Below are 10,851 nucleotides of genomic sequence, written 5' to 3'. Positions count from 1 at the left end.
ACGGCATAGCCATCGAAGTACAGCGCGGCGACTCGATCTATCTGGCATCGAAGATTGCCGACATGCCCACCCTCATCGCAAACCATCTGGGAGAGGCGCCGTTCGGCGTGCTGTTCGCCATTCCGAACGCGTACGAGATCGACTACTACCGCCCGCGTGATCTCGACGAGATCACGCGGGCGACAGAACTTTTGGTCGTTCTTGCACAGATGTTGTCCAGAAATACCCCGAACCCGCTGTCACAAGAGGTGTATTTCTGGAGGAACGGCGAATTCTGCCAAGTGTCCGATCGAGAGGAGATCACGCCGAACGGAATCTTCGCAGACACACTCGTCGAACTCGCGGACCGATGAGGCCTAGTGCGTACCCGATACACAGAAGACGTTGCCGTCCGGATCGGCCAGCGTGACCCACCTGAAGTCGCCCATCGTGTGTTGCTCTTTCTCCGATGCACCTGCTTCGACGAGTCGAGCGAGTTCATTGTCCAGATCTGACGTCGTCAGATCCATATGGATGCGATTCTTGCCCGGCGTCGGATCTTCGACCTTCTGAAACGCAAGCCGATACGGGGCCGAGGCGAGGGCGACGACGTAGAACCAGCCCTCGTTCTCCTCGACGATCTCCCCGCCGGTCTGCTCCGCCCACCACCGCGCAAGCGGGCCGGGGTCCAGGGAATCCATGGTGATCATGCCAAGTGTCAGGGTCATAGCGGCAGACTAACCCGAGCTACCGACACGTCAGGCGGAGACGATGGCGTCCAATGCCGAGTAGAAGATGCCGAGACCGTCATCGCTCGGACCGGTGAGCGGCTCGGTCGCGTGCTCGGGGTGAGGCATGAGTCCGACGACGCGCCCATTGGCCGAGGAGATGCCGGCGATGTCTCGCTGGGATCCGTTCGGATTGGTTCCGCTGTAGCGGAAAACCACGCGACCTTCGCCTTCCAGCTCGTCCAGGACATCCTTCGACGCCTGAAAACGGCCCTCGGCGTTCTTGACCGGAATGAGAATCTCGGCACCGGTTTCGTAGCGCGACGACCACGCGGTGCCGCTGTTCTCGACCTTCAACCACTGGTCACGGCACACGAAGTGCAGTCCTTCGTTGCGAGTCAGTGCACCTGGAAGCAAACCGACCTCGCAGAGGACCTGAAATCCGTTGCAGATGCCGAGCACAGGCATACCGCCCTCGGCTGCTTTCACGACCGATTCCATGACGGGAGCGAACCGGGCGATCGCGCCTGCGCGCAGGTAGTCACCGTAGGAGAACCCGCCGGGGACGACGATGGCGTCGACGTTCTTCAAGTCGGCGTCGGCGTGCCACAGGCTGACAGCCTCACCGCCTGCGAGGGTGACTGCGCGGGAGGCGTCGACGTCGTCGAGAGTCCCGGGAAAAGTGATGACACCGATGCGTGCACTCATGAGAGGCGGGTTACCTTCCAGTCCTCGATCACCGTGTTGGCGAGCAGGGACTCGGCGATCTTCTCGAGTTCGGCGTCGTCGACACTGTCGTCGACCTCGAGTTCGAAGCGCTTGCCCTGACGGACATCGGACACTCCGGCCACGCCGAGACGTCCGAGCGCACCTGCAATGGCCTGACCCTGCGGGTCGAGAATTTCGGCCTTGGGCATGACGTCGACAACAACACGGGCCACGTGGGAGCTCCTCGAGATATAGGTACCGGCAGGTGGAGAGTCTACGCAGGACCTCGTGCAGGCGCGAAACTGCGCTTACTGTGGAGTCATGCGGCTGACTCACTTCGGACATTCCTGTGTACTCGTCGAACTCAACGGAACGACCGTCCTCATCGACCCCGGCAATTTTTCGCACGGGTTCGACGGAATCACCGATCTCGACGCCATCCTCATCACCCACCAGCATCCGGATCACGTCGACCTGGAACGACTTCCGGCTCTACTGGAGGGCAATCCGAGTGCAGCGCTCTACGCCGACCCGATGACGGCGTCACAGCTCGGGACACGGTGGACGGCCACTCACGCGGGCGATGTCTTCTCTGTCGGCGGCATTCAGGTGACGGGCGTCGGCGGCACCCACGCCATCATTCATCCCGAGCTGCCCGTGATCGACAACACTGGCTACCTGCTCGGTACCCCGGAGAATCCCGGTCAGCTCCTACATCCGGGGGACTCGTTGTTCGTCCCCGAACAGAAGGTCGACGTTCTTGCGCTGCCTACCGCCGCGCCGTGGTCGAAGCTGTCGGAGACGATCGAGTTCCTCCGCGCCGTGGCGCCCCGGACTGCCTTCCCGATCCACCAGGCCGTCGTCGCAGAGCAAGCGCGCGGCATCTACTACGGCAGGTTCAAGGACATGGCCGACGAGAACACCGAGTTCCGCACGTTCGACGAGGAAACGAGCGTGCAGATCTAGCCGGTGATCTCGGGCGGCAGCGCGTCGAGCATCGTGACCTGCGAACCGTTCCACCGGTAGCGGATGGCCACCGGGCCGCCCTCAGGGGCGGCAAATGCCTCGTCGCCGACGAGCCAGCGGTAGTTCACGGTCACGGTGTCGAAGGACTGGTCCACTACCGACGAGAAGCTGTACGGCTCGGCCGTCGCCGTACCGAGGTAGACCCCGTCGTCGAAGAAGAGATGGTGGTCGGGGGAGCTGGCCGTCGCACGCTCCGACGTCGCGGAAACCCAGGTGAACGACGCGCACGGGTCGCCCATCTCGTAGGCGACCCACGGAACGTCGTCGAAATACGGCGAGAACGACGCCACTGCGTCCGTCACGACGGGCGACGCGATGCCCGGGCACACGACTGGCGGCCCCGGTAGGGCTTCCGGTTCCGCAGCTGGAACAGTCGGGATCCGAACCTGCGGTGGGAGGGCTGGAATCTGATTGCTGACGTCCGGTAGCGCTCCGACCGACGGTGCGATCGTCTGGGTGACGTTCTGTTGCCCCGGTGCAGCGGACGATTCCGAGACAGCCGTTGCCGTCCCTCCATCCGAGTCTCCGCATGCCACAAGGGCAATCACACTGAGTCCCACGAGCAGAAGTCGTTTCATGAGCCACCTCGAGTTCGTTGCGCGTCTCGAGGAAGCATCGTCCGGACCTGGCGGTCTGTTACTGGAGGCATCCTGCCCAGTGGCACGTTTGAGCGCGTCGGAGTGCACTTAACCGCGCCACTGGCGGCGGAGCCGCGCGAACAGAAAAGCCGCCGAGCGGCTAGGCCGCCCGACCGATCTTCCGGACGTGCTCGTACACACCGGGCGTCGCTCCGCTGTACAGCGCGAGGTCGACGGCGTCGAGAATGGCTTGCTTCGGACCGGAGCGGCCGAGTTGCTTGGCGCTCACGGCCAGCCGAACCAACCCACCGCGGCGCGCGGTGCGCCCTGCGCCGATCACGAGGGCGCGGCACCACCACGGTTCGGCCTTGAAGCCCTCACCGATTCCCAGAACACGGCCTCGCACATGCGAACCCGATTCGAGATCGTGAATTGCGGTCACCCCGGCAATCATTCGGAAACCGGCATCCGGCAGAGCCGACACAGCGCCGGGCGAGGCGATCCAACGAGGCGCCGCGAAAACCCGTGTACGCAGGCCAGTCTGCTCCATGACGCGGTCGGCGGCCATCAATCGAAGTCGGGCTTCGTGCCGTGGCAGAGTCGCGAACTCCGCGCGACGACGCTTGGTCGCGGCCTGGTCGTAGCCGTGCAGGATGATTGCATCGCCCTGATCCCGACGCCCCCGCAACCAGTCCTGCGTGCTCTCGTCCTGCGTCAAGCGATATTTGTCCTTGAGCCTCGGCGCGACGAGAAGCGAGAGCGCAACGCCACGCTTGTCCAGTTCACGGGCGAACTCCGCCGCGTTCTCGCAAGTGTCGTCCTTGATTCCGCTCACCGACACGATCAATGCTCCAGACATGCGTCGAGCCTCGCACACCAGGGTGAACGAGGCTCGACGGCAGAATTGATCGCGTCTAAACGGCGATGGTTTCCTTCGGCAGGATCTTGTCGATCGCAGCGAGGACCTCGGGCGCATCCGGTTCCGTACGCGGACGGAATCGATTGGTGACCACACCGTCCGGCGAGATGAGGAACTTCTCGAAGTTCCACTGAATATCTCCCGCAGTGCCGTCGGCATCCTCGGTCTTGGTGAGTTCGGCGTACAGCGGATGCCGATTTTCGCCGTTGACGTCCACCTTCTCCATCATCGGGAAGGTGACGCCGTAGGTGGTGGAGCAGAACGTCTCGATCTCCTCCGCGGTGCCCGGCTCCTGTCCACCGAACTGGTTGCAGGGGATGCCGATAACGGACAGACCCTGCGCCGAGTAGTCGGTGGCGAGCTTCTCGAGCGTGGCGTACTGGGGGGTCAATCCACACTTCGAGGCAACATTGACGACCAGGACCGCCCTGCCTGCATACTCATCGAGCGAGGTGGGCGCACCGCCCAGCGTATTGATGCCGATATTCTGGACTTCAGTCATTTCTTGAACTTACCTGTGAGTACCGACAGGTGGTGAGTCGGCATGCGAGAACACAAAAGAGCGACCCTCATGGTGCGAGGATCGCTCTTTTGCTACACACCTGATGACGGGGGGTGCGCGTCACCAGGTGGGGCACTACGCCTTGACGGCGGTCTTCTCCAGTTCGACGTACTTGTCGTCTTCCGGAAGATGGTCGTCGACCATGGTCTCCTCGTCGAACGGCAACTTGCCGCTGAGGACTTCGTTCACCCGGCCTGCGTCGATGGTCTTGGTCCATGTTCCGACCAGCAGGGTAGCGACGGCGTTGCCCGAGAAGTTCGTCAGTGCACGGGCCTCGGACATGAACCGGTCGATCCCGACGATGAGGCCGACCCCGTCGAGCAATTCGGGGCGGTGGCTCTGCAATCCGCCGGCCAGCGTCGCCAAGCCTGCTCCGGAGACACCCGCCGCACCCTTGGAGGCGATGATCATGAACAGCAGGAGCGAGAACTGCTCGCCGAGCGAGAGCGGCATGTTCATGGCGTCGGCGATGAAGATGGAGGCCATCGTCAGGTAGATCGCGGTGCCGTCGAGGTTGAACGAGTAGCCGGTCGGGACGACGATTCCGACGGTGGTGCGCTCGACACCGACGTGCTCCATCTTGGCGATCAGACGCGGCAGTGCCGACTCGGAGGAGCTGGTGGCGACGATGAGCAGGTACTCACGGGCCAGGTACTTGACCAGCTTGAAGATCGAGAAGCCGGAGACGAACTTCAGGATCAGGCCGAGGAAGAAGAAGACGAAGATGAAGCAGGTGATGTAGAACGCCAGCATCAAGGTGCCGAGCTGGATGACTGCGTCGAACCCCGTCTTACCGACCACGCCTGCAATCGCACCGAACGCGCCGATCGGGGCGAGCCACAGGATCATCGTCAGGATGCGGAACACGAGCTTCTGCACTGCTCCGATGCCCTTGAGGATGCCTTCACCCTGCTTACCCATCGCCTGCAGAGCGAAGCCGACGAGGATGGCGACGAACAGCGTCTGCAGGACGGAACCGGCCGTGAGCGACGACACCAACGTGTCCGGAATGATCCCGGCGATGAAGTCCATGGTGCCGCCGGCTTCGTGGGCCTTGTCCGCCAACTCCGCACCCGCGCCGTTCGGCTCGATGTTCAGCCCGTCACCGGGCTTGATGAGGTTGCCGACAACCATGCCGATGCCGAGGGCGATGGTCGACATACCGATGAAGTAGGCGAGTGCGAGGCCACCGACTCGGCCAACGCTCGCTGCGGCCCGCACCGAACCGATGCCAAGAACGATGGTGCAGAAGATAACCGGGCTGATCATCATCTTGATCAAGCTGACGAACAGCGTTCCGAGAACGGACAGGTCCGAGGCGAAATCTTTGGCCACCAGTCCGACGATGACGCCGGCGATGACCGCGATGATCACGGCGATGTAGAGCCAGTGGGTCTTGTCGCGCTTCTTCTTGGGTTCGGGAGCCGGGTTCCGGTTCTCGTCAGCAACGATGCTGGTAGTCATGGTTACGTCCTTTGTGACTTATGGAGTGAGTTGGATCACGCCTTGCTAAGGGACGATGTTGGTAGAGATCGTGATGGCAGTCACGAATACGTTCATTCTGTTCACACGACGGGTTCACGAAACGAGGCAGCACGTGGCAAAACGCCCGACGAGCGTCGCAGGACAGGTTCTGGTTCTGCAGTTGATCGTCATGGCCGTGATCGTCTTCGCCGGCGGTGTGCTGACGATCATCAACGAGAGAACCAACAGCGACGAAGCCACACGCCGCGAAGTGATCGCAGTAGCCGCGAGTATCGCGAACGAGCCGTCCACGCCGATCGCGATCCGATCCGAGAATCCGAGTGCCGTTCTGCAACCGGAGACCGAACGAATTCGCATGATCACGGGCGTCGACTTCATCGTCGTCATGGCGCCGGACCGCACCCGATTCACGCACACGACCGTGGACCTGATCGGCAAGCCGTTCAGCGGCAACATCGACCGAGCGCTGGCAGGAGAGACGTTCACCGAGACATACGTCGGGTCGCTCGGCCCGTCGATACGGTCGGTCACCCCGGTTACCGACGTGAACGGCGACATCGTCGGACTCGTGTCGGCCGGCGTGACGCGAGACAAGATAAGCGACCAGTTCGTCTCGGGTCTGCCGCTGATCATCGGCGTCGTCTTCGCGGCCTTCGTCGTCGCGGCGATCGGTTCGGTGGCCCTCAGCCGCAGATTGCGCCGTCAGACATTGGGGATGGCGCCGGATGAGCTGCGGTCGATGTACGAGCATCACGACGCCGTCCTCCACTCCATCAGTGAGGGTTTGCTCGTGTTCGGGAAGAACGGGACCGCGGAAATCGTCAACGACGAGGCCCGACGCCTGCTCGACCTTCCGGATGGTCCGGTCCGTCGCGAAGATCTACCGGAATCGTTGCAGCACATGTCTTCCGGTGGTGAACTGCACTTGACGGACACGAGGGTCCTGGTGGTCAACCAAGATCCGGTGATGTGGGAAGGACGCACGCTCGGTGACGTCCTCACCATTCGCGATCGAACCGAACTGCAGGGCATGATCGGCGAACTCGACTCGGTGCGCAGCTTCGCCGAATCCTTGCGATCGCAGGCACACGAGTCGGCGAACCGTCTCCACGCGGTCATCACGATGGTCGAGCTCGGCCGTCCCCAGGAGGCAGTGGAATTCGCGACGGCGGACCTCGAGCTGTCGCAACATCTCATCGACAGGTTGATGGGGTCGGTGAACGAGCCTGCACTGGCCGCGCTACTGCTCGGCAAGGTGAGCCAGGCGGCAGAGCAAGGCGTCGAACTGACGATCACCGAGGACACCGCGCTCGATCATGCAGGAATAGTCACTCCACGCGAATTGGTCACGCTGGTCGGCAATCTGATAGACAATGCAATCGATGCGTCGAAGGAGTCCGAACAGCCGTGGGTCGAAGTAACAGTGCGTGACTCGACGTCCGAACTAGTGGTCCGTGTGTCGGACAGCGGTCCCGGAATGCCCACCGAGGTGCTCGAGACCGCGTTGACGCGAGGATACTCGACCAAATCCGGCTCTCGCGGCCTCGGACTCGCGCTCGTCACCCAGGTCGTGACTCGCTATCGCGGGACGTTGACGTCCGAGGTGACGTACGGATCCGTGCTGACAGCGACGATTCCTACGGAGCCCACGACGTGATCCGCGTACTGATCGTCGAGGACGAGCCACTCATCGCCGAAGCGCACCGCACCTACGTCGAGCGCATGCCGGGCTTCACCGTCGCCGGTATGGTCCACACCGGATCCGCGGCGCTCCGAGCGGCAAGTGAGGCCACTGAACCGATCGACCTCGTGCTGCTCGACATCGGGCTGCCCGACTCCAACGGAATCGACGTCGCCGCTGCGCTCGGCGGGCTACGTCCGAGCCCCGACGTCATCGCGATCACGTCGGAGCGAGATCTGTCGGTGGTGCGTTCGGCGGTCGCCCACGGTGTTGTGCTGTACCTGCTGAAGCCGTTCACCTTCGCCGCGTTTCGTGACAAGCTCGAACGCTACAGCGAATTTCACGATGCGCTGGCTGCGGGCGAGAACGCCGCGAGTCAACGTGACATCGACCGAGCAATGTCACATCTGCGCACCGCGGACGAGCGATTGTCGACGCCGAAAGGTATTGCGCCGCAAACCATGGACGGCGTCACCGCGATCGTCCGAGACGCACCGGAAGGCCTGAATGCATCCGAGGCCGCCAAGCTGGTCGGGGTGTCGCGGGTGACGGCATGGCGATACCTGGAGCGTCTCGCTGACGACGGTCTGGTTGTGCGAAACACAGAGTACGGCAAGGCCGGTCGCCCCCAGGTGCGGTATGTGTGGCGGTAGGCGCTCCGCGCCCAGTGGCACGGTTGAGTGCGCTTGGGTGCACTTAACCGTGCCACTGGGCGGGACGCCCTGAGCCCCTGGGGCGGGACGCCCTGAGCCCCTGGGGCGGGACGCCCTGAGCCCCTGGGGCGGGACAGCCGGACGCCCTACGCAGCGCCCGTCTGCTGCACGATCCAGGCGTACTCGAAGGCCGCTTCCTTCCACTTCTCGTACCGCCCACTGACACCGCCGTGGCCGGCGCTCATCTCGGTCTTCAGGAGCAGCTCGGAGTCACCCGTCTTCGTCGCTCGCAGTGCAGCAACCCATTTGGCGGGCTCGACGTACAGAACGCGAGTGTCGTTGATGGAAGTGATCGCCAGAATCGACGGATAGTCCTTGGCCTCGACGTTCTCGTAGGGGCTGTACGACTTCATGTACTCGTACACCGCCCTGTCCGCCAACGGATTTCCCCACTCGTCCCACTCGATGACGGTGAGAGGCAGCGACGGGTCGAGGATCGAGGTCAGCGGGTCGACGAACGGTACGTTCGCGAGGATCCCGTTGAACAACTCCGGTGCCAGGTTGGCCACAGCGCCCATCAACAGTCCGCCCGCACTGCCGCCGTCGGCGACCAGATGTTTCGGCGACGTGCGTCCCGTGTCGATCAGGTGCTGTGCCGCTGCAACGAAGTCGGTGAACGTGTTCTTCTTCGTCAGCGTCTTGCCGTTCTCGTACCAGTGCCGCCCCATTTCGCCCCCACCACGAACATGCGCGACGACGAAGACGATCCCGCGGTCCAGCAGCGAGAGCCGAGCCACGGAGAACGCCGGATCCATCGACGCCTCGTAGGACCCGTAGCCGTACAGCAGCGTCGGAGCAGGCCCCTCGGGAACGTCCTTGCGCACTACGATCGACAGCGGAATGCGCGTACCGTCGGACGCCACGGCCCAATCACGGTGCTGCACGTAGTCGTTCGCGTCGAAGTCACCGAGTACAGGCTGGGACTTGCGGAGCAGCAACTCACCGGTCGACAGGTTGTAGTCGTAGACCTGCCCCGGCGTGATGAACGAGGTGTACACCATGCGCAGCATGGGCTGCTTCCACTCCGGGTTCGACCCTGCGCCGACGGCGAACAGTTCTTCGTCGAACTCGAGTTCGCGATACTCGCCGTACCCGTCGGCACCGAGCGGCCAGATCGCCAATCGCGTCAACGCCTCCCGGCGATAGTTGAGCACGAGGTGGTCGGCGAACGCGTCGACATCCTCGAGACGAACGTCGTCGCGATGCGGAATCAGGATGGTCTGGTTCGACGGATCGTCGACGGGCGCGTCGGCCAGCAGGAAGTTCTCGGCCTTCTCCCCCTCGGTGCCCCAGCCGTTGACGGATCCGTTGTGCTGGATCAGAAATCGATCCTCACCCTTGACCACCGCATGCTCGACGCTGTACTCGACGCCGGCAACCCGAGGGAGTACGACGCGGAATTCGCCTTCGGGATTCTCGGATTCGAGGACGAGGCACTCGGAGGTGATTTTCGAGCCGACCCAGATCATCAAGTACTTCTCGCTACGGGTCGACCCGAATCCGACCCAGTAGCTCTCGTCGGGCTCGTGGAAGACCTTGACGTCCGACTCGGACGGCGTTCCTAGCTTGTGCCGCCACACGGTGTCCGGCCGCCAGGATTCGTCGACGGTCTGGTAGAAAACGTGGCCGTGATCGAAAGACCAGGTTGCGCCGGTAGAGACCTTCTCGATCTCGTCGGGGAGCATCTCTCCGGTCCGAAGATCCTTGAAACGCAGCGTGTACCGCTCATCGCCCTCGGTGTCGGTGGAGTACGCCAGCAGGTTGCCGTCCTGGCTGATGGAGAATGCACCGAGCGAGAAGAAGCTGTGCCCCTCGGCTTCGAGGTTCGAATCGAGCAGAATCTGCTCGTTCGGAACCGCAGCGTGGCCGGACAGGTCGGGAGGCGTCCAGTCGTCGGGCGAGGCGACGGGGCAACGGCATTGCAGGCCATAGGACTTGCCCTCGATGGTGCGCGAGTAGTACCACCAGTCGCCCATCCTTGTCGGGACGGACAGATCCGTTTCCTGGGTACGCGACTTGATCTCGTCGAATATCTTTCCGCGAAGCTCCTCCAGGCCGGCAGTCTGCTGATCGGTGTACGCATTCTCCGCCTCGAGGTACGCGATGACCTCTGGGTCTTCCTTCGCACGCAACCACTCGTAGTTGTCGACGAACGTGTCCCCGTGATGCGTCCGCTCGAGCGGCACTTTCTTGGCAATAGGTGGAGTTACTGTCATGGCTTGACCCAATCGTCGAAGTTGAGGCCCGAAATGCGTTCGTATGCCTCGATGTACCGTGCTCTGGTCGCAGCGACGACCTCGTCCGGAAGCGCGGGTGGAGGCGTGTCACTTCGTCGGTCCCACCCCGACTCCCCCGTCAGCCAGTCGCGGACGTACTGCTTGTCGAAACTCGGTTGCACTCGACCCGCTTCGTACCCATCGGCGGGCCAGTAGCGCGAGGAGTCGGGAGTGAGCACCTCGTCGGCGAGGACGA

12 protein-coding genes and 1 pseudogene are annotated in these 10,851 nt (G+C 63.0%); 4 read left to right on the top strand and 9 right to left on the bottom strand.

Translation table 11 applies throughout. The annotated features are described in order from the left end of the window. A pseudogene (locus A2J03_RS30910) lies at window positions 1–353 on the top strand (hypothetical protein); the annotation flags it as partial. A gap of 3 nt (window positions 354–356) precedes the next feature. On the opposite strand, the gene A2J03_RS05605 reads toward A2J03_RS30910, so the two are convergent. The 3 genes from A2J03_RS05605 to purS are packed head-to-tail and all read right to left on the bottom strand — an operon-like array spanning window position 357 to window position 1,648. Further along, the gene (locus A2J03_RS05605; protein WP_068370579.1) at window positions 357–707 is read right to left on the bottom strand and encodes a VOC family protein; all 351 of its coding nucleotides are present in this window, start codon (window positions 705–707) and stop codon (window positions 357–359) included. 30 nt (window positions 708–737) lie between these two features. Beyond that, on the bottom strand, window positions 738–1,415 hold the full coding sequence (gene purQ, locus A2J03_RS05600; RefSeq protein WP_068370577.1) for a phosphoribosylformylglycinamidine synthase subunit PurQ: 678 nt from the start codon (window positions 1,413–1,415) through the stop codon (window positions 738–740). Beyond that, window positions 1,412–1,648 carry a phosphoribosylformylglycinamidine synthase subunit PurS gene (gene purS / locus A2J03_RS05595; RefSeq protein WP_068370576.1) on the bottom strand — a complete coding sequence of 79 codons (237 nt, stop codon included), beginning with the start codon at window positions 1,646–1,648 and terminating at the stop codon, window positions 1,412–1,414. The genes purQ and purS overlap by 4 nt, the downstream gene beginning before the upstream one ends. An 88-nt stretch (window positions 1,649–1,736) precedes the next feature. On the opposite strand from purS, the gene A2J03_RS05590 reads away from it, so the two are divergent. Further along, window positions 1,737–2,381 carry an MBL fold metallo-hydrolase gene (locus A2J03_RS05590; protein ID WP_068370575.1) on the top strand — a complete coding sequence of 215 codons (645 nt, stop codon included), beginning with the start codon at window positions 1,737–1,739 and terminating at the stop codon, window positions 2,379–2,381. Here A2J03_RS05590 and A2J03_RS05585 read toward each other — a convergent pair. From A2J03_RS05585 to A2J03_RS05570, 4 genes are all read right to left on the bottom strand, one after another. Further along, window positions 2,378–3,019: an LppP/LprE family lipoprotein gene (locus A2J03_RS05585; protein WP_068370573.1), complete on the bottom strand. Its 642-nt coding sequence runs from the start codon at window positions 3,017–3,019 to the stop codon at window positions 2,378–2,380. The genes A2J03_RS05590 and A2J03_RS05585 overlap by 4 nt on opposite strands. A gap of 160 nt (window positions 3,020–3,179) precedes the next feature. Then, complete coding sequence (locus A2J03_RS05580) at window positions 3,180–3,878, bottom strand: DUF2334 domain-containing protein (RefSeq protein WP_068370571.1); 699 nt, start codon at window positions 3,876–3,878, stop codon at window positions 3,180–3,182. Between the two features lie 55 nt (window positions 3,879–3,933). Then, the gene (locus A2J03_RS05575; protein ID WP_068370569.1) at window positions 3,934–4,440 is read right to left on the bottom strand and encodes a glutathione peroxidase; all 507 of its coding nucleotides are present in this window, start codon (window positions 4,438–4,440) and stop codon (window positions 3,934–3,936) included. A 135-nt stretch (window positions 4,441–4,575) separates the two neighbouring features. Then, window positions 4,576–5,964: a cation:dicarboxylate symporter family transporter gene (locus tag A2J03_RS05570; RefSeq protein WP_068370568.1), complete on the bottom strand. Its 1,389-nt coding sequence runs from the start codon at window positions 5,962–5,964 to the stop codon at window positions 4,576–4,578. Window positions 5,965–6,154: 190 nt separating this feature from the next. Between A2J03_RS05570 and A2J03_RS05565 the strand changes: the two genes are divergently transcribed. Both A2J03_RS05565 and A2J03_RS05560 read left to right on the top strand, forming a co-directional pair. Continuing rightward, window positions 6,155–7,642, top strand: a complete 1,488-nt coding sequence (locus A2J03_RS05565) for a sensor histidine kinase (protein WP_231912384.1) — start codon at window positions 6,155–6,157, stop codon at window positions 7,640–7,642. Next, complete coding sequence (locus tag A2J03_RS05560; RefSeq protein WP_068370566.1) at window positions 7,639–8,319, top strand: response regulator; 681 nt, start codon at window positions 7,639–7,641, stop codon at window positions 8,317–8,319. Before A2J03_RS05565 ends, A2J03_RS05560 begins: the two co-directional genes overlap by 4 nt. A gap of 146 nt (window positions 8,320–8,465) precedes the next feature. Here the strand turns inward: A2J03_RS05560 and A2J03_RS05555 are convergent, their stop codons facing one another. Further along, window positions 8,466–10,595, bottom strand: coding sequence for a S9 family peptidase (locus tag A2J03_RS05555; RefSeq protein ID WP_068370565.1), 2,130 nt, complete (start codon window positions 10,593–10,595; stop codon window positions 8,466–8,468). Further along, a partial coding sequence (locus A2J03_RS05550) for a phosphoribosylaminoimidazolesuccinocarboxamide synthase (protein ID WP_331712358.1) occupies window positions 10,592–10,851 on the bottom strand: 260 nt, incomplete at its 5' end. The genes A2J03_RS05550 and A2J03_RS05555, both read right to left, overlap by 4 nt.

The organism is Rhodococcus sp. EPR-157 (assembly GCF_001647195.1).
GTDB lineage: Bacteria > Actinomycetota > Actinomycetes > Mycobacteriales > Mycobacteriaceae > Rhodococcoides.
This window is presented reverse-complemented; position numbering and strand designations above follow the sequence as displayed.

Bases quoted from the DNA above. Each gene is read 5' to 3' on its own strand.
- A2J03_RS05605 (WP_068370579.1), bottom strand. From the start codon at position 707: ATGACCCTGACACTTGGCATGATCACCATGGATTCCCTGGACCCCGGC.
- purQ (WP_068370577.1), bottom strand. From the start codon at position 1,415: ATGAGTGCACGCATCGGTGTCATCACTTTTCCCGGGACTCTCGACGAC.
- A2J03_RS05590 (WP_068370575.1), top strand. From the start codon at position 1,737: ATGCGGCTGACTCACTTCGGACATTCCTGTGTACTCGTCGAACTCAAC.
- A2J03_RS05585 (WP_068370573.1), bottom strand. From the start codon at position 3,019: ATGAAACGACTTCTGCTCGTGGGACTCAGTGTGATTGCCCTTGTGGCA.
- A2J03_RS05580 (WP_068370571.1), bottom strand. From the start codon at position 3,878: ATGTCTGGAGCATTGATCGTGTCGGTGAGCGGAATCAAGGACGACACT.
- A2J03_RS05575 (WP_068370569.1), bottom strand. From the start codon at position 4,440: ATGACTGAAGTCCAGAATATCGGCATCAATACGCTGGGCGGTGCGCCC.
- A2J03_RS05570 (WP_068370568.1), bottom strand. From the start codon at position 5,964: ATGACTACCAGCATCGTTGCTGACGAGAACCGGAACCCGGCTCCCGAA.
- A2J03_RS05565 (WP_231912384.1), top strand. From the start codon at position 6,155: ATGGCCGTGATCGTCTTCGCCGGCGGTGTGCTGACGATCATCAACGAG.
- A2J03_RS05555 (WP_068370565.1), bottom strand. From the start codon at position 10,595: ATGACAGTAACTCCACCTATTGCCAAGAAAGTGCCGCTCGAGCGGACG.